The sequence below is a fragment of the Caviibacter abscessus genome, assembly GCF_001517835.1.
Taxonomy (GTDB): domain Bacteria; phylum Fusobacteriota; class Fusobacteriia; order Fusobacteriales; family Leptotrichiaceae; genus Caviibacter; species Caviibacter abscessus.
Genome location: NZ_LOQG01000027.1, coordinates 134,473 through 160,567 on the forward strand (window position 1 = coordinate 134,473; position 26,095 = coordinate 160,567).

Below are 26,095 nucleotides of genomic sequence, written 5' to 3' on the forward strand. Positions count from 1 at the left end.
ATATGGCATTAGACTACGCAAAAACACTTAACTTGCCAAAAACAAGTTTTAAAATGAAAGCCAATCTTCCACAAAAAGAAGTATTAATGATTAAAGATTGGAATAAAATGAACTTATATGAAAGTTTAAATGATAATAATAAACCTGTATATTTTTTACATGATGGACCTCCATATGCAAATGGTAATATCCATATGGGGCATGCATTAAATAAAGTTTTAAAAGATATAATTTTAAAATATAAAAGATTAAGAGGATATAATGCTCCATATATTCCAGGTTGGGATACTCATGGTTTACCTATTGAATGGAAAATTATTCAAGAAATGGGTGACAAAGTAGCAAATATGTCAACTCTTGATTTAAGAAGAGAGTGTAAAAAATATGCATTAAAACATGTTGAAAAACAAAAACAAGACTTTATAAGACTAGGTATACTTGGAGAATGGAATAATCCATATATTACTTTAAATCCTGAATTTGAAGCGGAAGAATTAAGAGTATTTAAACAAATATATGAAAATGGATATATATTTAAAGGACTTAAACCAGTTTATTGGTCTCCAACAACTGAAACTGCACTTGCAGAAGCTGAAATAGAATATAAAGATGTAACATCAACATCTATATATGTTAAAATGCAACTTCAAGAAGATGCATTGGAAAAAATTGGTGTAGATGAAGCAAGTATAGTAATATGGACTACAACACCTTGGACTATTCCTTCAAATATGGGTATTTCGCTTAATAAAGAATTTGAATATGGATTATATGAAACAGAAAAAGGAAATTTAATTGTTGCGATTGAACTTGCAAATCAAGCATTTTCAAAAATGGAGTTACAAGCAACATTAATAAAAAAAGTAAATGTAGAAGATTTAGATAAGACACATTATAAGCACCCTATATTTGACAGATTAGGCTTAATAATGCTTGGAGATCATGTAACTCTTGATGCAGGTACAGGTTGTGTTCATACAGCTCCTGGACATGGAGATGTTGACTTTATAATCGGTAAAAAATATGGTCTAGAAATACTTGTTGGTGTTGACGGTAAAGGTCATATGACTGAAAAAACAGGAAAATATGCAGGTTTATTTTATAAAAAAGCAGATAAAATGATTATAGAAGATATGATTGAATCAGGTCATATACTAAAATCTGAAAGTATAACTCACTCTTATCCACACGATTGGAGAAGTAAGAAGCCTATAATTTTCAGAGCAACAGAACAATGGTTTATAAACATATCAAAAAGTGATATTAGAGAAAAGGCTTTAAAAGCACTAGAAGAAGTAGTGTTTTATCCTGAATGGGGAAGAAATAGAATAAATGCCATGGTTGAAACAAGACCGGATTGGACTATATCAAGACAAAGAGTTTGGGGAGTACCTATACCAATTTTCTATAATTCAAAAGATGAGGTTATATATCAACCTGAAATTATGGATAGAGTAATAGAATTAGTTGAAAAAGAAGGAACTGATATATGGTGGAAGTATTCTGCACAAGAAATTATAGGTCAAGAATTACTTGTTAAATTTGGTCTTGAAAATGAACAAATAAGAAAAGAAAACAGTATTCTTGATGTATGGTTTGATTCAGGAGTTTCACATAGATCAGTTGTAATACCAAGAGGTTATGAAAGACCAGTAGATCTTTATCTTGAAGGTTCAGATCAACATAGAGGTTGGTTCCAATCATCACTTATGACTTCAATAGCAAGTACAAAAGATAAACCATATAAAAGAATATTAACTCATGGATTTGTAAATGATGGTAGCGGAAGAAAAATGAGTAAATCACTTGGCAATGTTGTTGTTCCTAATGAAATCATTGAAAAATATGGAGCAGATATTCTAAGACTTTGGGTATCATCTGTAGATTATAGAGAAGATGTAAGATTATCTGAGGACATATTAAACAGAATGTCTGATTCATATAGAAAGATAAGAAATACATCAAGATATCTTTTAGGTAATATATCAGATTTTGATTATACAACTGGAAAAGTTAAATATGAAGACATGGAAGAAATTGATAAATGGGCTATGGGAAGGCTTGAAAAATTAAAATCAAGAGTTGAACATTTATATGACAATTTTGAATTTTATACATTATTCCAAGAAATAACAAACTTTTGTATAACAGATATGTCAGCATTTTATTTAGATATAATAAAAGATAGATTATATTGTGAATATAAAACATCACAAAAGAGAAGATCTGCACAAACTGTATTAGTTGAAATATTACAAGTTTTAGTACGTGTAATATCTCCTGTATTATCATTTACAGCTGAAGAAATTTGGGATAAAATACCTGAAAATATTAAAGAAACTCAAAGTGTTCACCTAGCTTCTTGGGTTGATTTACACCCTGAATATATAGATGAAGAACTTTCAAAAAAATGGGAAAAAATATCTCATCTTAGAAGAGAAATAAACAAAAAAATAGAAGAGAAAAGACAAAGTGGAGAAATAGGATTATCTCTTGATGCTCGTGTAATTTTAAATATACAAAATGAAGACTATATGTTTATAAAACAATACAGTATGTGGGATACAGCAGATATGTTTCTTGTATCACAAGTAGTATACTGTGATGAAGAGCTAGAAAGCACTGAAATATCAGGTATAAGTGTAAAAGTAGTTAAAGCACTTGGTAAAAAGTGTGAAAGATGTTGGAAATACAGTGAAGATATAGTTGAAAATGAATTTGGTCAAGTAACACCAAGAGATATGGAAGTACTAAGACTTATGAAAGAAAATGGAGAATTAAATGAAGAGCAAGAGTAAAGAAAGCGGTTCATCTCTAACACTATACATAATAATTATTATACTTTTAACATTAATAGATCAATTATCAAAACATATTATGTATATTTTATCAAAAGGAGTTCAAGGATATTCACTAAAAATTTTTGGAGAATTTTTAAGATTTACTTATGTTGAAAATCATGGTGGAATATTTGGAGTATTTCAAGGTCATATAAAGGCATTTACATTTATAAGTACCTTATTAATAATATATTTTGCAATGACAGAACTTAAAAACTTTGGTAAATATAACTCAAGCACAAAACTTGCTGCAAGCTTTTTAATAGCCGGAGCTGCCGGAAATATGATTGATAGATTTTTTAGAGGCTATGTAATAGATATGATAGATTTTAGAACTATATGGTCTTTTGTATTTAATATAGCAGATATGTATATTCATATAGGTGTATATATACTAATCTTTATATACATCTTTAAAAAAGGAGAATTTAGAAAATGACTTTTCAAAATATAATACTAACACTTCAAAAATATTGGGAGAAGCAAGGTTGTGTTTTAGGAAATTCATATGATGTTGAGACGGGAGCGGGAACATTTAATCCGGATACGTTTTTGATGGCACTTGGTCCTGAACCTTGGAATGTTGCTTATGTTGAACCTTCAAGAAGACCTAAAGATGGAAGATATGGACAAAACCCTAATAGAGTTTATCAGCATCATCAATTTCAGGTTATAATGAAACCATCTCCTGAAAATATACAAGAACTTTATTTGAAGAGTTTGGAAGCTCTTGGAATAGATTTAAAAGAGCATGATGTAAGATTTGTAGAAGATAACTGGGAATCTCCAACACTTGGAGCTTGGGGACTTGGTTGGGAAGTTTGGCTAGATGGTATGGAAATAACGCAATTTACATATTTCCAACAAGTAGGAGGTCTTGAAGTTGAAATTACACCGGTTGAAATAACATATGGTTTGGAAAGAATAGCACTTTATTTACAAAATAAAGATAGTGTCTATGAACTTGAATGGACTGAAGGTGTAAAATACGGAGAAAGAAGATATCAATACGAATACGAAATGTCAAAATATAGTTTTGAAGTAAGTGACAGTAAAATGAATTTTACTTTATTTGATATGTATGAAAAAGAAGCAAATAACTGTATAGAGAATAAATTAGTGTTACCTGCATACGATTATGTTTTAAAATGTTCACACACATTTAATAATTTGGATGCAAGAGGATCGATAAGTACAACTGAAAGAATGGCATATATACTAAGAGTTAGAGATCTTGCTAAAAAATGTGCAGTTCTTTTTGTAGAAAATAGAAAAGCTCTAGGATTTCCATTACTAAAAAAAGGAGATAAATAAAATGAATTTTTTATTTGAATTAGGTCTTGAAGAATTACCTTCAAGATATGTAGACACAACAGAAAAAGAATTAAAAAATAAAATTTTAGATAAATTAGTATCAAATAAAATTTCATTTGATAATGCTATAAGTTTTAGCACTCCTAGAAGAATTGCAATAATAATTAACGGTCTTTGTGAAAAACAAGAAGACATTAAAGAAGTTAAACTTGGACCGTCTCTTTCTGTGGCTATAGTTGATGGTAAACCTACAAAAGCATTACTTGGATTTTTAGCATCAAATAAAGTGTCTGAAAATGATTATGAAATAATTGATACTCCGAAAGATAAATATATACAAATAACTAAGCATATAAAGGGTAGAGAAACAAAAGAAGTACTTTCAGAAATTTTAAAAGAAAGTATTAAAGAACTTGAATTTGAAAAAGTTATGAAATGGTCTGATAAACAATTTAGATTTGTAAGACCTATAAAATGGATAGTTTCGATGCTTAATGATAGTGTTATGGATTTTGAGTTTGAAGGTATAAAAGCTTCGAATATAACACGTGGTATGAGAGTTTTCGGAAGTCAAGAAATAGTAATTGATAAAATGGAAAATTATGAAAGTATACTTTTAGAAAATTATGTTATAGCAGATAGAAATAAAAGAGAAAAAGCATTAATTGAGAGTATAGAAAAAAATTGTAATACTTCAAATGAAAAAACAGTAATATCAAAAAAATTATTAAATGAAGTTGTAAATTTAGTTGAATATCCATATGCAATAAAAGGGGATTTTGACAGTAAGTATTTGAATTTACCCGAAGAATTAATCACTATAACTATGGAAACACATCAAAGATATTTTCCTATAAAAACAAATGATGGAAAACTAACTAATCATTTTGTAGTAATTAGAAATGCTCCGGTTTATTCTGAAAAAGTAAAACTTGGAAATGAGAAAGTAATAGAACCTAGACTTGCAGATTCTAAATTTTTCTTTGATGAAGACTTAAAAGCTGATATGAGAAAATGGAATGAAAAATTACAAAATGTGATGTTTCAAAAAGATATGGGAACAATATCAGATAAATTATCAAGAAATAAAAAAATTGCAAGTTATTTAGGAGCAAACAAAGATTGTTTAAGAGCAATAGAACTTTGTAAGGCGGATCTTGTTTCAAATGTAATAAATGAAAAAGAATTTACTGGATTACAAGGAATGATGGGTGAAATATATGCAAAAAATAGTGGAGAAAACGAAATAGTTTCTAAAGCTATAAGAGAACATTATTTACCAAGATTTCAAGGAGACGATTTACCAAGTAGTATAGAAGGATCTATTGCGTCAATTGCTGACAAATTGGATACGGGTATAGGTGCATTTTGTGTGGGCTTAAAACCTACAGGATCAAAAGATCCATATGCAATAAGAAGAGCAATACAAGGTATGGTGTTAATTGCCTTAAATGAAAAACTTGATATTAATTATGAAGATTTATCACAAAAAGCATATGAAATATTTAGTGAGAATAAAAAAGTTTTAGTTGACAATGTATTAGATGATTTTAATATTTTTGTTAAGCAAAGACTAGAAAAAGTTTTACAAACTGATTATCCAAAAGACTTAATACCATATATTACAGGTGTTGAGAAAAACTTTAAAAATATAGTTGAAAAATTAGAAAAACTTAATAAAATTTCAAATACAGTAGAATTTAATGAATTAATAAATTTATTAAAGAGAATGAAAAATATTACTAAAGATAGTAATGTAAAAGAGATTAATAAAGATTTATTAAAAGATAATTATGAATTGGCGATGTATGACTTATATGAAAAATTAAAAAATAAGGAATTTTCAGATATAGTTGATACACTTATTGAAAATGCTGATGTTATTAATTCATACTTTGATAATGTAAAAATTAATGTTGATGATATCAATGTAAAAAATAACAGATTGGCGATATTAAATAATATATTAGAAATTTGTGAGAATGTAATAGCATTATAGTTAATGGGAGAAGACTAACTATGAAGAAGATTATATTTCTTATTTTTGTATCTACGTTAAATGTATGGGCTAACCAAAAATTTGAGTTCTATAATATTGATAATAGTTCTAAGTTTGGAGTTGGCACAAATTATAACAGATTATCACTTGAGGCAATTTATGAAAGAAAACTTGATAGCAGTCAGTTGGAAGAAAAAAAATTAAAAGAATATTTTAAAAATGGTAATTCTATTGGATTTAATGTGAATTATAACTTGGGTGCAAAAAGTAAAAAGCCTACTATACAGTTATTACGAGAAGGTAAACAAACTAAGGTAGATTTATTTGAAACTGATAAAAAAACGGAATATAAACTTTTTGAAGGTAAAGATGCATCAATTTATTCATATAATGCAAATAAAATAATAAACTCAGGTAGAATAACATTAAAAGGAAATTTTAAGTCAGAAAATGAATTAATGAAAAAACAAATGATAAAGGTTGCAAGCATACTTAAAAAAAATTCAAGAAAACTTCTAAATACTTATGGAGAAATAAAAGGAATTAATGTTGAAATGAATACTAATAATAGTGCAAGATACCTAAATTCCAATAAAGTAGTGCTATATTTTAACAAGGAGAATTAAAAATGGAATTTGAAAGATTTACAGATTTAAATGAACATATGGAAGATAACACTACAAATAATTTAAGACCTAAAACCTTTGATGATTACATAGGTCAGGAAAAACTAAAAAAAGCTATGCAACTATATATTAAAGCAGCAATGTTAAGAGATGAACCAGTAGATCATATATTACTTTACGGTCCTCCAGGACTTGGGAAAACGTCTCTTGCTTATGTTGTTGCAAATGAAATGAATAAAAATATTAAAATAACATCAGGTCCAGTACTTGAAAAATCAGGAGATTTGGCATCTATATTAACATCGCTTGAAGATGGAGATATACTTTTTATTGATGAAATACATAGACTTAATACTACAGTTGAAGAAATACTTTATCCTGCCATGGAAGATGGAGAAATTGATATTTTAATAGGTAAAGGACATGCTGCAAAAAGTATAAGAATTGAGCTTCCAAGATTTACTTTAATAGGAGCTACAACGAATGCAGGAAAACTTTCAAAACCTCTTCGTGACAGATTTGGAGTAACTCACAGAATGGAAATGTATACAAATGAGGAACTTGAAAAAATATTAATGAGAAGTGCAAGTATTTTTGATATTTCTTATGAACAAGATGCAATTTCTAATATGGCAAAAAGAAGCAGAGGTACACCAAGACTTGCAAACAGACTTTTAAAACGTGCAAGAGATTATGCTACCATTAATTGTAACGGAGTAATAGATCAAAAAGCAGTAAATGGAATACTTAACTTATTGGAAATTGATGAATACGGTCTTGATTCTATGGATAGAAGTATTATTGTTAAAATAATAGAAAATTATAATGGAGGACCTGTTGGACTTGAAACTTTATCAATATTATTAGGAGAAGATAAAAGAACCGTTGAAGAAGTATATGAACCGTATTTAATTAATCAAGGTTTATTAAAAAGAACGCATCGTGGTAGAGTGGTTACTGATAAGGCATACAAACATTTAGGAATAAAGGAGAAACCTAATGTTTAGTATGGTTATTGAAAAAGAAAATATAAAAAATGGCGATATACATATTTATGATAAAAAAGATATCAATCATATTGTTAATGTACATAGATGTAATATAAATGATGAAATAAGAGTGGTAGATAATGAATATGAATATATAGCAAAAATATTTTCTATATCAAAAAAAGAAATAATATTAAAAATTATTAATAAATTTGAAAATAAATATAGTTTGAATATAAATATTGATGCAGCAATTTCACTTATAAAAAACGATAAGATGAATTTGATAATTCAAAAACTTACAGAACTTGGTATACGAAACATTATACCTATAAAAACAAAAAGAGTTGTTGTTAAAATAAATGATAGTAAAGAAAAGTGGAATGATATAGTTAAAGAAAGTATGAAACAATGCCAAGCAGTACAAAAAACAAATATTACTCCAATTACTACACTTAATAAAATTGATTTAAAAGCATATGATAAAGTAATTTATTTATATGAAAATTCAAACAGTTCTAAAAAAATTACAGATATAATTGACAAAAATGATAAAAATATTTTATATGTCATAGGGCCTGAGGGTGGATTTGATATTTCAGAAATAGAATATTTAAAAAGTAAAAATACATATGAAATAAGCTTAGGACCTAGAATATTAAGGGCTGAAACAGCAGCAATTACAGTAGCAAGTATAATATCACATAATTATGGATATTAGTGCGAAAGGAGTTTTTAATGAAAAAAAATATACTGATAGCATTATTTTTCTTTGTTTTATCTAGTTGTGGATTAAATAAAGACTTAGGGCAACAAAATAAACTTGTAGTTTCTCAAGATAAATATTATATTTATTATGATAATGAAGTTATTGAATTACCTAAAGGGACATATATAACAAAAGAAAATAAAATAGAAGATTATTTTTCTAAATTCTTTGTATCATATGTAAAAGATGAAAAAAAATTATTATCAGATTTAAATAGATATTTTCCTCATAAGATAAATGGAGTACAAGAGGGTAACAAACCACAAAACTCATCTGTTATTCCAATTATAAAAGTTGAAAACAAACAACTTATAGATAGTGTAAAACTTGCAAAACTTTTGGCAGGAGAAACAGGAGAAGCCTTAGTTGCATATGATGACAGTTCAGAAATTGTTGAAGTAAAAGATAATTCTAATGTACAAATATCACTTGAAGGAAAATTAGTAAGTATTTTAAATGCAAATGGAATAGCAGGATTTGCTAAAAAATTAGGTAGAGCATTTGAATCTAACTTAAAAATGAAATATACAGCTGAAAATTATTCTGAAAACTTGAATATGACATATGTAATTAATCATAAATTATCTGATGAAGAATTAAGTAAGTTTATTAATAGTACAAATATAAAATACGTTAAAATAAAAAAAGATGATAAAATTAAACCGGAAGCAGATGTTGTGTTAATAACTGGAAATGATGCTAATGTAAATTATACAATTGAAGTTAAATCAATAAATGAAAATTCTGATTTAAAGGAATTATTACATGATTATAAAGTAAATGTTGTTAAAGTTGATAAAGCACAAGATGTTACAGTTATAAATTATAAAGCTGAAGATATATTAATAGCAAAAAAATTGCTTGGATATATACCTAGTGCTAAATTAGTTGAAGACAATACTTTAGATAATAAAATAGTTATTACAACAAATAAATAAGGAGAAAAAGTGTTAGATATTAAATATCAGGTAAAAAAAATTGTAGAAGCAATTGAAAACAAAAAAGGTGAAGATATTAAAGTATATGCTATGGAAGGAAAAACTCCATATTACGATTACTCTATAATTTGTACTGGTTCATCAACAAGAAATGTTGAAGCAATTACAACAGAGGTAAAAGACAGCATGGAAATAGTTAAGTCTATAGAAGGTCAGTCAGAAAGTGAATGGGTTTTAATAGATGGCGGAGATATAATAGTAAATATTTTTACAAAAGATGCAAGAAGTTACTATAAATTAGATGAACTATATGGAGAAATATAGAAAATGAAAGTAAAAAGAGAAATAGATAAAGAAGATGAAGGAAAAAGAGTTAAATATTTCTCTATAATTATTGTATTTATATTTTTAGTTCTTATAGGAACACTGTATTATCTTCAGATTATAAATGGAGATAGTTATAGAGATAGAGCTGTAAGAAACAGTCTTAGAACTAATGTTGTAAAAGCAACCAGAGGTAAAATTTATGATGTAAAAGGTCATATTTTAGCTGATAATGCAACAGGTTATAAAATAATACATAAATTTACAAAAAGTATATCAGAATCTGAGAAAAAACTTTTGCTTTCTATGCAATATGATAAAAGTAAAGCTTTACAAAATGAAAGTGAAAAAAAACAAAAAAAATTAAACGAAATTTATGATGATATATCATATATAGCAAAAATTTCAGGTAACAGTTTTGATGAAATACTTGAAATATTTTATAAAACAGTTCCAACAGGATTTGACAAAGAAATAACTGTGGTTGAAGATTTTGATGCAGAACTTGCCCAAAAAGAAGTTGAAAAACTTCCAAATGAAAGAATAGATATAGTTGAGTATAATAAAAGATATTATCCTGAAAATAATATAGCTTCAGGTGTAATAGGAAATGTTAAACTTATAAGCTCTCAAGAATATGAAAATTTGAAAGATTTAGGATATACTCGTGATGATCAAATAGGTAAAAAGGGTATTGAAAAAAATTACGATAGTATTTTAAAAGGTTCAGATGGACAGGAATTTGTTGAAGTTGATGTTAAAGGGAATGTAATAAAAAAAATTGATGAAGTAAGTACTAAAAGTGGTAAAAATATATATCTTTCAATTGATTATGATTTACAAAAACATATGACTGAAAATTTTGCTGGAAAAGCAGGAAGTTTTATTGCAATTGATGTAAAAACAGGTAAGATTATAACAATGGTAAGTTCACCTGAAATAAATCTTAATATTTTGAGTTCAAGAATATCAAAAGAATTATGGAATAGCTTACTAAATTCTAAAGAGAGACCACTTGTTAATAAATCAATAGCTGGACTTTATCCATCGGGTTCAACATTTAAGGTTGTTTCAGGAGCAGCTATATTAGAAAGTGGTATAAGCCCACTTGAAACGGTATATTCAACGGGTGTTTTTACTTTAGGAAAAGTTAGATTTAGAGATTCACATACTTCAGGACATGGAACTACAAATTTTTATAAGTCAATAGAAGAATCAGTTAATACATATTATTATACTCTTTTAAGAAGAGTTCCTTTTGATTTGTTTGTAAAAATTGCAAGTGAATTTGGTATAGGTGAAAAAACTGGAATTGATATACCAGGAGAGCAAGATGGAGTTTTACCTACACCGGAATGGAAGAAAAAAAGATTTAATAAAAAAATAGATCAAATATGGTTACCTGGAGATTTAGTAAATTTATCAATAGGTCAAGGATATATACTTGTTACACCGCTTCAAATGCTTATGGTGTATCAAGCAATAGCAAATGATGGAATAATGCTTTATCCAACTTTAGTTGATAGATTTATTGATTCTTACGGAAATACTGAAACAAATGAAAGAAAAATAAAAAAAGAACTTAAAGTTAGTAAGCAAACTATAGCAGAATTAAAAAAAGCTTTAGAATTACCTGTGTCAGGTAATAATGGAACTGCACATGTACTTAGAATACCGGGAGTTAAAGTTTCTGCTAAAACAGGAACCGCTCAAAACAGTAGTGGTAATAATCACTCATGGATAGCTGGGTATTTTCCATCAGATAATCCAAAAATTGCTTTTGTTTCATTAGTAGAGCAAGGTGGATACGGTGGAGTTGCAGCAGGACAACAAGCTAGAGAATTTATAGAATATTATTATAATTTAAAGAAAGGAGAATAAAAGTGGAGGACGGAAATAAACCGACAGTTAAGAAAAAGAAACTTGGACTATCTAAAAAGCTAATGGAAATAACCAAAGATCCTATTTTTAGTTTTGAAAGTTCAAAAGAGACCGAAAAAGAACAGCAAAATGTTGAAGTGGATAAAATTAAAAAAACTGTCAGAAAAAAGAAAGAAAAGAAGTCAGAAGAAATTGTTACGGATAAAACCTATATAATACCACTTGGTGGACTTGAAGAAGTTGGTAAAAATATGACTTTATTTCAATATAGAGATGAAATCGTAATAATAGATGCAGGACTTTCATTTCCTTCAGATGAGCATTTAGGAATAGATTTGATAATACCAAATATTTCTTACCTTGAATCAAATGTAGATAAAGTAAAAGCACTTTTAATAACTCATGGTCATGAAGATCATATTGGTGCAGTACCATTTTTATACCAAAAGCTTGGAAATCAAATAGATGCTTATGGTACAAAACTTACAATGGCTATTGTGGAATCAAAATTTGAAAGAAAAGATATTAAAAAACCTAAATTTAATGTTGTACCAACAAGAAAGGTACTAAAAATATCTAAGTATTTTACAGCTGAGTTTATAAGTATAACACATAGTATAGCTGATGCTTGCGCAATATGTCTTAAAACGCCTACAGCAACTATACTTCATACAGGAGATTATAAAATTGATTTATCACCTGTAAAAGGAGATGGATTTGACTTTGCAAGAATATCACAACTTGGAGAAGAAGGTGTAGATATGTTGCTTGCTGACAGTACAAATTCATTAGTTCCTGGGTATACACCATCTGAGAGAACAGTTGGAAAAAATATAGATGAAGAGGTATCAAAAGCTAAAGGACGTGTAATACTTGCTGCATTTGCTTCACATGTTCATAGAATACAACAAATAATAAATGTTGCGGTAAAATATAAAAGAAAAATTGCAATAGATGGAAGAAGTATGTTAAAAATCTTTGATATATGCCAAAATTTAGGATATTTAGATATGCCCAAAGATTTAATGATAGACATTGAAAAAGCGGAAACTATGAGAGAAGATGAAGTTTTAGTAATATGTACAGGAACACAGGGAGAACCACTTGCAGCTTTATCAAGAATAGCAAATGGAACACATAAATATATTACATTAAGAGAATCTGATACTGTTATAATTTCATCAACACCAATTCCAGGAAATGAGAAAGCAACAAGTAAAAATGTAAATCAACTTCTAAAAAGACAAGCAGATGTTGTATTTGAAAGATCAGTAGGAGTTCATGTTTCAGGACATGCAAGTCAAGATGAAGAAAAATTAATGCTAAATTTAGTAAAACCAAAATATTTTATGCCGGTACACGGTGAATACGCGATGCTTAAAAAACATAAGGAAATGGCTGTGTTAACAGGTGTTCCTGAAGAAAACGTAATACTTGCTGAAAATGGATTTAAAATAGAACTTACTAAAAATTCTTGTAAAGTAGTTGGAAAAGTTCCGGCAGGTTTAACTTTAATAGATGGTTCAAGAATTTCAGATGTGGGTAATACAGTATTAAGAGATAGACAAAGTTTAGCTGATGATGGGATTTTTGTTGTAACTATACCGTATTATAAGTCAGGAAAATTTGGAGAACAACTTGAAATAGTTACAAGAGGATTTGTTTATATAAAAGATGCAGAAGGATTACTTACAGAGACAAAAGAAATTATAAAATTAGAATTAAAAAATATTGAAAGTCAAAATATACAAGATATTTCTAAAATAAAGCAAATATTGAAGTATAAGATATCTGATTATCTTTATAAAAAGACAGACAGATCGCCAATGATTTTACCAGTTATAATTGAAGTTTAAGGAGTTAGTATGAAAGTATATTTAGCAGGTTCGTTATTTAATGAAGCAGAAGTTGCACAAAGATTAAAAGAAGGACAAATTTTAAGACAGGAAATACCAGATATTGACTTATTCAATCCAATAGAGCAACCTTTTAATGAAAATAAGCAAAGTTTACCAAGTCCTGAAAGTATATATGAAGGCGATGCAAATGCAGTTTTTAATTCAGATGTATGTATATTTGATTTAACAAATGAAGATGCTGGAGTAATGGTTGAATTAGGATTTGCTATTGCATGGAATAAAAAAATTATTGGTATAAATTCTGATATTAGATTAAGATCTGCTAATAAATATGAAATACCTACTTATGGTATGAATCACTTTGTTTTAGGAGCAGTTTTAAAATACGGTGTTTTAGTCTATTCATTTAAAGAAGCTGTTGAAGAACTAAAAAAAATAAATTCTTGACAAGTAAATATCTTAATGATAAGATTATATGTAATTTTTTCTCAGTTTATATTTTCATCAAATATATACTTAGATTAAATATTAAATTATGGAGGAACAAAATGAAAGAAATTAAACAAATTATCGCAGAATTTGGTAAAGATGAAAAAGATACAGGATCTTCAGAAGTACAAATCGCAATTTTAACGGAAAAGATTAATCATTTAACAGCACATTTAAAAGTGCATCCTAAAGATGTTCACTCAAGAGTAGGGCTTTTAAAAATGGTTGGAAAAAGAAGAAGAATGTTAAACTATATTAAGAATAAAAAACTTGAAGAATATAGAAATCTTATTGAAAAATTAGGAATAAGAAAATAAACACTCAGGAGCTAAGTACTTTGTACTTGTTCCTTTTTTTCTAGGAGAATAATTTATGAGAAAAAAAGCAGATATACTTACAGGAAATATTGGTATAAATTTATTTAAGCTTTCTTTACCTGTAATTTTAACATCATTGGTATCTATATTATACAATCTTACTGATATTAAATTTATAAGCAAATATTTAGGTGATTATGCAGTTTCATCAGCAGCGGCTGCTACTTTTTTCATTATTTTGTCATTTGCTTTACTTGTAATACCTAAAAATGGTGCTCAATTACTTGTTGCACAATCGATAGGAGCTAAATTAAATAAAAAAGCAAGGGCATATGCAAGAGTATCAATAATAATTACAACTTTATTTTCAATACTTTGTATGTTGATAGCTCTTATATTTTCAAACTCTCTTATAAAATTAGTAGGAGTTTCAAATCCAGAATATCTTGATAATGCAGTATTATTTTTAAAAATTTCAGCGATTGGTTTTCCTTTTTTATTTTTATCAGGTACTATTTCATCAATAATAAGTGCTGATGGAGATACATTTGGTCCATTTGTATTTAATTCTTTTGGAGTAATACTTAATATATTTTTGGATTTCTTATTACTTGATACATTTAAAATGGGAATTGGTGGTGCAGCTATTGCAACAGTGGTATCACAAATAAGTTCATTTATATGTTTGGTAATATATCTTAAAAATCCAAAATCAAAATTTAAAAATATGAAATTATTTAAAATAGATGATTACACTATGTACATAAAGGTAATAAAAATAGGGATGCCTTCAGGAATAAGCCAAGTTTTATTTACTTTAATTTCTATTGTAATTGCTAATATGATCGCTTCATTTGATGAAAGTGTATTAGGGGTTCAAAGACTTGGAGTTCAATTTGAATCTTTTTCGTGGAATATAGCCGGAGGGGTTTCAAGTGCGGTTGCGACATATATAGCTCAAAATTATGGTGCAAAACAATATGATAGAATAAAAAATGTATATTCGGTTTCAATTAAAAGTATAAGTATATTTGCAATATTTATATCTTTTGTATTCATTGTTTTTGCAAGAACTCTTTATAGTAGATTTTTTACAGATGAAAAATTAATTAATTATGGAGTGGCATATCTTAAAATAATAGGGCTTACTCAAATATTTCAATGTGTTGAAATTATAACAAATGGAGCATTTAATGGAATAGGTAAAATAAATCAACCTACAATAATAGGAGTTATAGGTACAGGTCTTAGAATACCATTTATATATATTTTTGCACCAATATTTGGAATAAATACAATATGGTGGGTAATAAGCATAAGTATGTTATTAAAAGGTATTGTAAGTTATGTTTGGTTTAAAATTATATGGATAAAATTTCTAAAGGAAAAGGAAGGAATAATATGAAAATAGCAATAGGGAATGACCACGCAGGTCCAGCTCTAAAAAAAGAATTAGTTTCATTTCTTGAAAGTGAAGGACACCAAGTTATAAACTTTGGAACGGACAGCTATGATTCAGTTGACTATCCTGATTTTGCAAAAACTGTATCAAATGCAATTTTAAAATCAGAAGCGGATTTAGGTATTTTAATATGTGGTACAGGGATAGGAATATCCATGGCTGCAAATAAAATATCAGGTATACGTGCAGCAATTGTAACAAATGAACTTTGTGCAAGACTTGCAAGGCAACATAACAATGCTAATATAATTGCATTAGGAGCAAGAGTGATAGGTCCTGATCTTGCCAAATCTTGTGTCAAAGAATTTTTAAATGCAGAATTTGAAGGTGGAAGACACGCAAGAAGAGTTGAAAAGTTAGAGGGATGTGGTTGTGAGTGAGCACAATTTTTAAAAAGATAATTGATAAGGAAATTCCTGCTAAAATCGTTTATGAAGATAATGAAGTTATAGCATTTCATGATGCTTTTCCGATAGCACCGGTACATATACTAATATTACCTAAAAAAGAAATAGTTAATTTAAATAGTGCCACAGAGGAAGACTTAAATCTTTTAGGTAAAATACAGATTGTAATTTCTAAACTTGCAAAAGAATTTGGTATAGATAAGACAGGTTATAGGGTTGTAACAAACATAGGTGAAGATGGAGGACAAACAGTTTTTCATATGCACTATCATTTAATAGGTGGTAGAAAACTTGGAACAGATATGTAATGTTGAATATATAGAAAGTAAAGAAAATAAGAATTATAAGCTGTTAAAAAAACTTAGTAAGAAAAAATATAGAGATGAAAATAATATTTTTATTGCAGAAGGTGAAAAATTTTTAGAGGATAATAAAAATTTTACCAAAATAATAATTTCAAGTGATAAATTTGAATATTTTAATGATAAGTATGATTTATCAAAGTATGATAAAATAACAGTTTTAAAAACATCGCTTTTTAATGAGTTATCAACACAAGAAAACAGTCAAGGAATAATATTTATTTATTCAAAAAATGCTTGTAGTTTAAGTGAAATATCGTCAGATGTAATAATTTTAGATGATGTTCAAGACCCTGGTAATGTAGGAACTATAATTAGAACAATGGTTGCGTTAGAATATAAAAATTTAATACTTACAAAAGGTTCTGTTGATGTATACACGCCAAAAGCGGTTAGAGCATCTATGGGAGGAATTTTTAATATTAATGTAATTTATTCAAAATATGATGAAATAATTAAATTTTTAAAAAATAATAATTATAGAGTATTTGCAACAGCGTTAGATAATAGGTCGATTGACTATAGGGATATAAAATTAAATGATAACAAAAATGCCTATATATTTGGACATGAAGGTGGAGGTATTTCAAAGACTTTATTAGATATTTCTGATTATAAAACAATAATACCTATATCAAGTAATATAAACTCACTTAATGTATCAGTTGCCAGTGCTGTTTTTCTTTATAAGGTAAGGGAAATTGAAAAGAAAATATAGAATTATTAAACATTTTGCATCTAAAAATTAGGTGCATTTTTTTCAACCTAAAAAAATTATCTGATTTTTCGCACAAATTAATTAGATTATCTAAGTAATTTTATTAATATAACTGAACTATAGGTATTGAAATATATTTCTTTTAGTTATATAATAGGAAAAAAAGGAGTGATTGATATGAAAAAAATTTTTACGATGATGTTAGCATTTTTAACATTATCTATTGCAGGATTTGCACATGGGAAGCACAAAAAACCTGTTTTTGAAAGTTCTGTAGTGTACAAAACTTGCAATGAAAACAAAGCTGTTCCTATTACATTACAATTAGGAAAATCTGAAGGGAAAGATCTTTTATATATCCCAGGTTGGGGAAGAGTATTTTTAACTAAAACAGATTATGGTTATCAAGATATAAATAATAACTTTACAGTATTTACAAACAAAAATGGAAGTATAACTATAGGTGTAAATGTAACTATGATGGATTTAAATCATATAAAACCTGAACAATACCCTAAAGGAACTTTCTTCCATTCATTCTCAGGATATTTACACTCACATGTTTATCCTAAACTTGAAAATAATATAATAAAAATTGGGGATAAAGAATATAAAGTTATCAAAACTGTAAATGAATTTGATGGTTCTGCTCTTTATACAGAAGAAAATGGAAGATTTACTTTCTTATTAACAAGAAATTGGAATAATGAACAACATCCAATACCTGATGTAGCAGAATTTAAAATGGTTCAAGATTTATGTCCTTTAAAATAAATATAAGGAAAATATAATTAAATTATAAGGAAATTCTAAGGAAAGCATGTTATACTCCATTTGTAGTAAAGATACAAATAATCATGTTTTTTTCAATTCTAAGAAAGCACATTAGTATTCTAATGTGTTTTTTTATTGTTGTATTTTGCACTTTTTTGTAATATAATTAGTAGTAATAAAGGAGAAAAATATGAAAATTTTAGGAATTGAGAGTTCCTGTGATGAAACTTCTATTGCGATAGTTGAAGATGGCAAAAAAGTATATAGTAATATTATTGCTACACAAATAGATATACATAAAAAATATGGTGGAGTAGTGCCTGAAATAGCATCAAGACACCACATACAAAATATAAGTTATGTACTTTATGAATGTTTAAAAGAAGCAAATATGACTATGGAAGATATTGATTATATAGCTGTAACTAATAAACCTGGATTAATAGGTTCATTATTGGTAGGTTTAATATTTGCAAAAGGATTAGCTGTTAAATTTAATAAACCTTTAATACCAGTTAATCACATTAATGGACATATTTATTCATTATTTCTTGAAAATGATAATGTAAAATTACCTGCAATAACAATAGTTGCTTCCGGTGGTCATACAAGTATATATAATATGGATGAAAATCATAACTTAACATTGTTAGGTGAAACTCTAGATGATGCAATTGGAGAAGCTTATGATAAAGTTGCAAGAGTTATAGGTTTACAGTATCCTGGAGGACCTGCAATTGAGAAATGCTCAAAAGAAGGTAAGTTAGATATTAATATACCGTTACCAAATATTAAAGATTATGATTTAAGTTTCAGTGGAATAAAAACATACGTTACAAATTATGTAAATAAAAAACAAATGAAAAATGAAAGTTATAATATAAGTGATATAGCAAAATCATTTCAGTGTACGGCAGTTGAGCATTTAAAAAGAAAAGCGATTAAAGCAATTTTAGATACAAATGCAAAAACAATAGCAATAGCTGGAGGAGTTTCAGCTAACACTTATTTAAGGGAAGCACTTTATAATTCAAATGAACTAAAAGATGTAGATATTATTTTCCCTAAAAAAATGGAATATTGTACTGATAATGGTGCAATGATAGCGGCTTGTGCTTATTATATGTTAAAATATAGAAAAGATTTAGAAATATCTATTAACGTTGATGCTACATCAACTAAAGAATTTCATAGAAACTAAAGGAGGAAAAATGTTAGAACAAACATATAATTTTTTAAGAAAATACAGAAATTATGTAAACAAAAAATTAATACCTTCAAGAAAAAGAATGAAAAGACCAGGCTATTTAGAAAGAGTAAATATGACTAAAAAAGCAGCAAATGAAATAACAGAATTTATTGCTGAAAAGTATAGCGTTGGAACAGACAAGTATTTTGACAAAGCACCACTACCTAATGTCTATTATACAGATGAGATTGTACTTATTCCTAAAAATACAACGACAATTTTTACATATTGGGAAGTAAGAGAAGATACGTTTAAAGCATTAAAAGAAAAGTATAATGTTGAAGATCAAGTAACGCTTAAAGTATATAAAGAAAAAAGATTGTTTATGACTATTAAAATACCTAGTAGAGTAGGTTCTAAATATATAAATAATGTTAAAGCTGATGGTATTTACGAAGTATCTTTAGGATTTACAAACAATAAAGGTGAATTTTTTGAAGTAGCACATTCAAATACTGCTATTTCTCCAAGAGGAAGAATAACAAATAATACAAGCGTAACTTGGGGAAGAGGATTAAAATATAAAAAGAAAATTTATCTTAAAACATATTCTAAATATGATTTGCCTGATGAACTTGAATTTAGAGATGAAATACTTGATGATGAAATTAAATCAATTAGTTCAGATAAAAAGATTATGTACAATGGTTCATCAAATTTAAGATTTGGCTCATCTGACTTAATTAGAAAATAGTAATTAAGGAGAAAGTTAAATTTTAACTTTCTCTTTATTTAATTGTTGACAAACTTTTATAATTTTGATAATATATTATTTGTTAAAAGGATGTCTAGGTAGCTCAATCGGCTAGAGCATACGGTTCATACCCGTAAGGTTAACGGTTCGATTCCGTTCCTAGACACCATTTTTTTATAGGAGTAAATATGGATTTACATCAATTAAAATCATTTTATGAAACCTGTAAAGCACAGAGTTTTACAAGAGCTAGTGAAAAGCTTTTTATCAGTCAATCTGCGATCTCTGTGCAAATCAAAAGACTTGAAGAAAGTTTAAATACCAAGTTAATTGAAAGAACGTCAAAAACTTTTAAATTAACATTTGCGGGTAAAGAACTTTTTAAAATGGCTAGTGAAATATTCGATAACATATCAAGAATGGAAAATAATATAAAAAAAATAGTAGATAATAATCAAATTAAAATATTTGTAGGAGCAACACATAATATAGGAGAGCCGGTATTACCACAAATAATAAAAGATTATAGGGATATTAATCCTAAAGTTGAATTTGATATTTTTGTAAAAAATAATAATTCTTTATTTACTAATTTAAAAGAAGGAAATCTTGATATTATATTCACAGAAGATATGGCAATAGGAGATAAAGAAGTTAAAGTTATAGACACAGATTATTATCCTTTTGTAATAATAGCTCCAAATAGTGTAAAAAAATACAAAGATCTTGCGAATATTTATTATTTAAAACGTGATAATGCAAATATTAATAATTACATAGAACAATTTGAAGAAATTGTAGGTTTTAGTAATGATAAGGTTATGAGTGTAAATGGCAGTATTGAAACAATTAAACATTTTGTTAATTTAGGAATAGGGTATGCTGTAGTACCGTATTATTGTATATATCATAATGTATTTAATAAAGAGTTTAAAATAATACATAGGTTTGATAAGAAAGAAAATAAGTTTCAAATGATGTATTTAAAAGAAACCGTGCAAAATGATTTGATAAAAGATTTTATTGATTTTGTTAAAAAATATGACATAGATAAACCGCTAAAGGAAATAAAAAATAAGTTATAATTAGATATTTCTTGAAAATTATTAATTATTGTGGTAGAATGAAAATCTAGGTATTAATTTAGGAGGTGTGAGTATGCAAATTTGTGAAGTATTTGGTAAAAAGACAGGACACGGAAATTCAGTAAGTCATTCACATAGAGCAACTAAAAGAATTTGGAAACCAAATTTACAAGTTATGACAATAACAGTAAATGATAAAGATGTTAGAGTTAGAGTTTGTACAAAAGCTATGAAAACTTTAAAAGGAAAAAATCCGGATCAAGTTAAGAAAATATTAATGGAAAATAAGAATAACTTAAGTGCTAGATTAGCAAAAGTTTTATTTTCAGAAGCAGAGTAATCTAGCTTAGTACTCTGTTTCTAATTACGTGAAAAGCTAGAATAATTCATTATTCTAGCTTTTTTTTGTACCAAAAATAAATTGAAAAAAAGCATATATTATGATATAATTTTAATCACATAAAACAAACGGGAGAGTAAAATGCTAAAGACACTAATATTTAGAGAGTTTAGATATAACGGTGATATAGAAGATTGCATTAAAAAATTAGAAAAAAATATAGAAAATGATGCAAATGATATAGATTCGCTAAAACAGTTAGCAAATATTTATCATGCATATAAACAAAATAGTAAAGCAATTGAAATATATGAAAAATTATCGGAAGATATGCCGAATGATCACGAAATAATGGCGTTTTTAGGATATTTATATTATGAAAATGATAATTTAGAATTATCAAAAGCTTGTCTTAGAAGAGCATTGGAATTAAGCAGTAAAGAACCATTTGTATTATTTCTATTAGGGAATATAAGCTCAAGACGAGGTATGATAATAGATGCAATAAATTATTATGATAGAGCGATATTTTTAGATTTTGATATAATAACGGCTCATGTTGATTTTGGAAGAAAGTATGAACACATGGGAAGACACGAAAAAGCATATAAAGAATATCTTGCAGCATATAAATTAGACCCGCAGGCAGAAGATATTAAAGAAAAATTAGAATACATAAAAACGAAATTTTAGTAGTGGCAATAGCCACTTTTCTTTGGAGGACATAAATGGAGTTTTTAAAACAAGTGGAGGAAAGTCTTGTAACAACATATAGGAAAAAAATATATACCCCATTTCTAAAAACTGTACATGAATTTAATTTAGTAGAGAATAATGATAAAATAGCAATTGCAATATCTGGAGGTAAAGATAGTTTACTTCTTGCAAAATTATTTCAAGAATTAAAAAAAGATAAATCTAAAAATTTTGAATTTAAAGCTATAAGTTTAAATCCAGGTTTTACTGAAGAAAATTTAGAGCAGTTTAAGAAAAATTTAGAAATGCTTAATATAGATTGTGAAATAATAAATACTGATATATTTGATGTAGCATATAAGTTATCTCCAGAAAGCCCATGTTTTTTATGTGCAAAAATGAGAAGAGGAGTACTTTATAGGGAACTTGAAAAATTAGGCTATACAAAAATAGCACTGGGACATCATTTTGATGATGTTATTGAAACGACTCTTATAAACATGTTCTATGGTGCATCAATTAAGACTATGTTACCTAAAGTAGATTCTGAAAGCGGTAACTTACAGGTTATAAGGCCGTTAGTTTATGTAGAAGAAAAAGATATAATAAGGTACACTGTAAATAATGGTATAAATGCAATGACTTGTGGATGTAAAGTAGCACAAGGGACTTTAGTCAGTAAAAGAAAAGAGATAAAAGAATTACTAAAAACACTTGAGGAAAAAAATCCTGGTATAAAGAAAAGAATTTTTAATTCCATGAGAAATATAAACCTTAATTATGTGTTTGACTATATTCCTAAAAAATAATATATTTGATGAAAATTAAGCATATATTATAGCATTTTTCAAAAATAAATTTCAAGGAAGTGAGTATAATAAATAATTTACATATAAAATATAGTTTTATAGATAAAAAAGATATTGAATTAAAAGGCTTAAATGGATTAAAAGCTTTAGCTATAATAATAATTTTGATATATCATTTTGTACCGGATAAATTACCTGGAGGTTTTTTGGCAGTTGATTTGTTCTTGGTTATAACAGGTTATTTAATGACAGATAAAATATTAAAAAGTTATGTTGTAATACCTTCAAATATTATTTTTAAAAGAATTTCGAGACTTTTTCCAACTTTACTTTTTATGATACTTGTATTAAGTTGCGTGATGCTTACAACAAATAGAGTATGGTTTATGAATGAATGGGAAAATATAGTATTTTCTTTGTTTTTTCTTTCAAATTTTTGGCTTATTTTAAATAAAAATGATTATTTTGATAATTTTAATATAGCTTCACCTGTAAAACATTTGTGGTATATAGCATTAGATATTCAATTTTTTATTTTTTATAGTTTCATTTTAAGTAAATTAAAAAATAGAAAGCATCTAAAAAAGTTTTTGATTATATTAACTATAATTTCTGTGCTATCTATAATATTAATATATCATTTTGGTGGAAAAAATAATATATCTATAATATATTACTCACCATTAACTAGATTTTATGCTTTAACAATAGGATCGATTTATGCTGTATATTTTTCAACAGATAAGATAAAAAAATCTAATAATATTATTGCATATATACTTTTAATTGCTGTTATAGTTTCTATGAAATTTGTAGATGTAAATAATGAATTTTTGTATAAATATGCTTTGGTGAGTGTATATTCTATAATTTTTGGATATATAGTAATAAAACTTTCAAAATCAAATTTACTGGCATGTTTAAATAGTATTGGTAAAAAATCTTATCAGTTATATGTTTGGCATTATGCTATTATAGTGCTTACAACTCCATTTGAAGAATATGCAAGACCAAATATTTTTCATATATTATGTAGATTAATTTTAATAATTATTATATGCACTATATTAAATATTTTATCAAAAAGAATAAAAAATATACTTAATATATTGATGATAATATATATTATTGTATCCTTATTATTTGTGAAAAAAGATCTTATTTCTTATAGACTTATAAACGAAAATGAAGTTGGTACGAAAATACTACAAATTGATGTTAATAAAGTTGATGTAAATAAAATTGTTGAAAATACAAATATAAATAAGGTGAAACAAGGAGAATATGAACAAATATTACTAATTGGAGATTCGCTTTCTATAAATATTGCACATGCTTTTGGAAATGTATTTTCAAATCTTACAGTTGATGGTCAAGTGGGAAGACAAATGTCTGATGCTATAAAAGTTGCAAGTGATTATAAAAAATTTAATAATAGCAAAACTGCTGTAATTATAATGCTTGGTACAAATGGAGAAATAAGACTAGGTGATATTGAAAAAATAAAAAATAAATTTAAAAATGCAGATATTTATTTTATTAATATTAATGTACCTAGACCTTGGCTTTATAAAGTCAATGAAACATTAGGGATTGCTAAAAATATATATGATGTTAAAGTAATAGATTGGTATAGTGTTTCAAATGGACATGATGAATATTTTAAAGCAGATAAAATTCATGTGAATGAAACTGGTGCGGAAGAATTAATAAAGCTTATTATAGATAGTTTAGATAGGAATTTAAAAGAACCTAGTAAAGATATAAAGCCAAAAATATATGAAAGACCAATTAAGAAAAAAGAGCGAAATAATTAAAAATATGTGAAAGTTTTCTCAACCGAAAATCAATGCTTACGAATATTATACATTTAACTTAGTTAATAAAGTGTAATGTGATATAGAAATAAATCCAGTCATTATTACTACAGTGTGTTAAAATAATGTCGGGTATATAAGCACGAATAAGGAGAAAATACTATGAAAAAAATTATTTTAGGGTTAATTATATTAAGTAGTATTAGTTCTATGGCTTTTAGTTTGGAGGCTAATGTAAAAGTAGGGTATGATTTTTATAGATCAAGTACAAGAGCAAAAACAGATCTAACTAATTCAACAACAACTAATAATGGTAGAGGATTTATAGTTGGAGCAGAAGTTTACCCACTTCAATTTCTTGATGAAGCCATCAAAATAGGAGCAGGTGTTGAATATAATTTTGGGGAAACAAAGTTGGGGTATGACTATGATGAGAATAACGTGCAACAAACAGTCGAAAAACAAAATGTTACAGCTACAAATGGTAAATATATAGCAACTTTTATACCTGTTTACGGTGCTTTAAAATTAGAAACATATAAATCAGAAGAAACTAATTTAAGACTGTATACAGTTCTAAGAATGGGATATGTATTTATGAATAGTTTTGACGAAAGCAAAAAGCCTATTCCTAGTGATTCTAAACGTAGAGATGGTTTCTATTATGGTTTAGGATTAGGTTTAACAAAAGACTGGTTTTTATCAGAACTAGTATACGATGGACGTTATACAAGAAATGCAAATCAATGTTCAGATAAAAAAGAAGATTTTCATCATAAAATTGGTTTAAGACTTGGTTTAAGAGTAGGATACGAAATAAAACCAAAAATTATGGAAAATACAACAACAGTAATAGACAGCACAATTGTTCCTGTTACTCTTAAAGATAAAACGGAAACAAAAGAAGAGCAAACAGAACAAAAGTAAAAATTACTTTAACAAACCTCATATAACTAATATAACTAACTGATAAACATGATAAAATATAACTAAGATTGGATTGGTTCTTTATAGAATTAATCCATTTTTTTATACATTTTAATATAAATATGAAACTTTATATAGATAAAATATGCCAATAAATATTAGATTATTTCAATAATTCTAAAAATAATAAAAAAAGTCCTTGACAAAAGGAAATGAGTTTGGTAATATAAGATTTGTCAACTGGAAAACAGGGGACGAAGGACAATGAAAGAATAAAGAAAAGCAAACAAGATGTTAAGAAATAAAAAAGAAGAGACACAAAAGGTGTTGTGAAAAGAAACAAGGGAATAAAAAACTTGAAAAGAAATAAAGAATGAAGAGTTTGCTCAGTATCTTATACACATCTCCGA

26 protein-coding genes and 1 tRNA gene are annotated in these 26,095 nt (G+C 27.0%); all 27 read left to right on the forward strand.

The features are described from left to right. Nucleotides 1-2 precede the first annotated feature (2 nt). A complete protein-coding gene (gene ileS, locus AWT63_RS04025; RefSeq protein ID WP_068268562.1) occupies nucleotides 3-2,798 on the forward strand; it encodes an isoleucine--tRNA ligase in 2,796 nt (931 codons plus the stop codon). Continuing rightward, the gene (lspA, locus tag AWT63_RS04030; protein WP_068268535.1) at nucleotides 2,782-3,279 is read left to right on the forward strand and encodes a signal peptidase II; all 498 of its coding nucleotides are present in this window, start codon (nucleotides 2,782-2,784) and stop codon (nucleotides 3,277-3,279) included. Before ileS ends, lspA begins: the two co-directional genes overlap by 17 nt. After that, nucleotides 3,276-4,154 carry a glycine--tRNA ligase subunit alpha gene (gene glyQ / locus AWT63_RS04035; protein WP_068268536.1) on the forward strand — a complete coding sequence of 293 codons (879 nt, stop codon included), beginning with the start codon at nucleotides 3,276-3,278 and terminating at the stop codon, nucleotides 4,152-4,154. Before lspA ends, glyQ begins: the two co-directional genes overlap by 4 nt. A 1-nt stretch (nucleotide 4,155) precedes the next feature. Further along, entirely contained in the window at nucleotides 4,156-6,153 is a 1,998-nt protein-coding gene (gene glyS, locus AWT63_RS04040) for a glycine--tRNA ligase subunit beta (protein WP_068268537.1), read from the forward strand. Nucleotides 6,154-6,173: 20 nt separating this feature from the next. Continuing rightward, nucleotides 6,174-6,779 carry a hypothetical protein gene (locus AWT63_RS04045; protein WP_068268538.1) on the forward strand — a complete coding sequence of 202 codons (606 nt, stop codon included), beginning with the start codon at nucleotides 6,174-6,176 and terminating at the stop codon, nucleotides 6,777-6,779. 2 nt (nucleotides 6,780-6,781) lie between these two features. Further along, nucleotides 6,782-7,786 carry a Holliday junction branch migration DNA helicase RuvB gene (gene ruvB, locus AWT63_RS04050; RefSeq protein WP_068268539.1) on the forward strand — a complete coding sequence of 335 codons (1,005 nt, stop codon included), beginning with the start codon at nucleotides 6,782-6,784 and terminating at the stop codon, nucleotides 7,784-7,786. Beyond that, complete coding sequence (locus tag AWT63_RS04055; protein ID WP_068268540.1) at nucleotides 7,779-8,489, forward strand: RsmE family RNA methyltransferase; 711 nt, start codon at nucleotides 7,779-7,781, stop codon at nucleotides 8,487-8,489. Before ruvB ends, AWT63_RS04055 begins: the two co-directional genes overlap by 8 nt. A gap of 17 nt (nucleotides 8,490-8,506) precedes the next feature. After that, nucleotides 8,507-9,475: a hypothetical protein gene (locus tag AWT63_RS04060; protein ID WP_068268541.1), complete on the forward strand. Its 969-nt coding sequence runs from the start codon at nucleotides 8,507-8,509 to the stop codon at nucleotides 9,473-9,475. 9 nt (nucleotides 9,476-9,484) lie between these two features. Further along, complete coding sequence (gene rsfS, locus AWT63_RS04065) at nucleotides 9,485-9,799, forward strand: ribosome silencing factor (protein WP_068268542.1); 315 nt, start codon at nucleotides 9,485-9,487, stop codon at nucleotides 9,797-9,799. Between the two features lie 3 nt (nucleotides 9,800-9,802). Then, the gene (gene mrdA, locus AWT63_RS04070) at nucleotides 9,803-11,680 is read left to right on the forward strand and encodes a penicillin-binding protein 2 (protein ID WP_068268543.1); all 1,878 of its coding nucleotides are present in this window, start codon (nucleotides 9,803-9,805) and stop codon (nucleotides 11,678-11,680) included. 62 nt (nucleotides 11,681-11,742) lie between these two features. Further along, nucleotides 11,743-13,536 (forward strand): ribonuclease J, encoded by a 1,794-nt coding sequence (locus AWT63_RS04075; RefSeq protein WP_068268563.1) that lies wholly within the window; start codon nucleotides 11,743-11,745, stop codon nucleotides 13,534-13,536. A 9-nt stretch (nucleotides 13,537-13,545) separates the two neighbouring features. Next, nucleotides 13,546-13,986, forward strand: coding sequence for a nucleoside 2-deoxyribosyltransferase (locus AWT63_RS04080; RefSeq protein WP_068268544.1), 441 nt, complete (start codon nucleotides 13,546-13,548; stop codon nucleotides 13,984-13,986). 101 nt (nucleotides 13,987-14,087) lie between these two features. Then, nucleotides 14,088-14,345 (forward strand): 30S ribosomal protein S15, encoded by a 258-nt coding sequence (gene rpsO, locus AWT63_RS04085; protein WP_068268545.1) that lies wholly within the window; start codon nucleotides 14,088-14,090, stop codon nucleotides 14,343-14,345. Nucleotides 14,346-14,400: 55 nt separating this feature from the next. Continuing rightward, nucleotides 14,401-15,750, forward strand: coding sequence for an MATE family efflux transporter (locus AWT63_RS04090; RefSeq protein WP_068268546.1), 1,350 nt, complete (start codon nucleotides 14,401-14,403; stop codon nucleotides 15,748-15,750). Beyond that, entirely contained in the window at nucleotides 15,747-16,187 is a 441-nt protein-coding gene (gene rpiB, locus AWT63_RS04095) for a ribose 5-phosphate isomerase B (protein ID WP_068268547.1), read from the forward strand. Before AWT63_RS04090 ends, rpiB begins: the two co-directional genes overlap by 4 nt. Continuing rightward, nucleotides 16,184-16,522, forward strand: coding sequence for a histidine triad nucleotide-binding protein (locus AWT63_RS04100; RefSeq protein WP_068268548.1), 339 nt, complete (start codon nucleotides 16,184-16,186; stop codon nucleotides 16,520-16,522). The genes rpiB and AWT63_RS04100 overlap by 4 nt, the downstream gene beginning before the upstream one ends. Beyond that, nucleotides 16,506-17,294: a TrmH family RNA methyltransferase gene (locus AWT63_RS04105; RefSeq protein ID WP_407921935.1), complete on the forward strand. Its 789-nt coding sequence runs from the start codon at nucleotides 16,506-16,508 to the stop codon at nucleotides 17,292-17,294. Before AWT63_RS04100 ends, AWT63_RS04105 begins: the two co-directional genes overlap by 17 nt. Nucleotides 17,295-17,471: 177 nt before the next feature. Then, nucleotides 17,472-18,068: a hypothetical protein gene (locus AWT63_RS04110; RefSeq protein WP_068268549.1), complete on the forward strand. Its 597-nt coding sequence runs from the start codon at nucleotides 17,472-17,474 to the stop codon at nucleotides 18,066-18,068. A 190-nt stretch (nucleotides 18,069-18,258) separates the two neighbouring features. Beyond that, nucleotides 18,259-19,269 carry a tRNA (adenosine(37)-N6)-threonylcarbamoyltransferase complex transferase subunit TsaD gene (gene tsaD / locus AWT63_RS04115; protein WP_068268550.1) on the forward strand — a complete coding sequence of 337 codons (1,011 nt, stop codon included), beginning with the start codon at nucleotides 18,259-18,261 and terminating at the stop codon, nucleotides 19,267-19,269. A gap of 10 nt (nucleotides 19,270-19,279) precedes the next feature. After that, nucleotides 19,280-20,011, forward strand: coding sequence for a DUF4912 domain-containing protein (locus AWT63_RS04120; RefSeq protein WP_068268551.1), 732 nt, complete (start codon nucleotides 19,280-19,282; stop codon nucleotides 20,009-20,011). Nucleotides 20,012-20,103: 92 nt separating this feature from the next. Further along, nucleotides 20,104-20,180, forward strand: a tRNA-Met gene (locus AWT63_RS04125). Between the two features lie 19 nt (nucleotides 20,181-20,199). Continuing rightward, nucleotides 20,200-21,096, forward strand: a complete 897-nt coding sequence (locus tag AWT63_RS04130) for a LysR family transcriptional regulator (RefSeq protein ID WP_068268552.1) — start codon at nucleotides 20,200-20,202, stop codon at nucleotides 21,094-21,096. Between the two features lie 73 nt (nucleotides 21,097-21,169). Then, nucleotides 21,170-21,436, forward strand: coding sequence for a 50S ribosomal protein L28 (gene rpmB, locus AWT63_RS04135; RefSeq protein WP_068268553.1), 267 nt, complete (start codon nucleotides 21,170-21,172; stop codon nucleotides 21,434-21,436). Between the two features lie 141 nt (nucleotides 21,437-21,577). After that, complete coding sequence (locus tag AWT63_RS04140; protein WP_068268554.1) at nucleotides 21,578-22,129, forward strand: tetratricopeptide repeat protein; 552 nt, start codon at nucleotides 21,578-21,580, stop codon at nucleotides 22,127-22,129. A 35-nt stretch (nucleotides 22,130-22,164) separates the two neighbouring features. Continuing rightward, complete coding sequence (locus tag AWT63_RS04145; protein ID WP_068268555.1) at nucleotides 22,165-22,941, forward strand: tRNA lysidine(34) synthetase; 777 nt, start codon at nucleotides 22,165-22,167, stop codon at nucleotides 22,939-22,941. Nucleotides 22,942-23,000: 59 nt separating this feature from the next. Further along, nucleotides 23,001-24,758, forward strand: a complete 1,758-nt coding sequence (locus tag AWT63_RS04150; protein ID WP_068268556.1) for an acyltransferase family protein — start codon at nucleotides 23,001-23,003, stop codon at nucleotides 24,756-24,758. Between the two features lie 162 nt (nucleotides 24,759-24,920). Beyond that, the gene (locus AWT63_RS04155) at nucleotides 24,921-25,685 is read left to right on the forward strand and encodes a hypothetical protein (protein ID WP_068268557.1); all 765 of its coding nucleotides are present in this window, start codon (nucleotides 24,921-24,923) and stop codon (nucleotides 25,683-25,685) included. Nucleotides 25,686-26,095 lie beyond the last annotated feature (410 nt).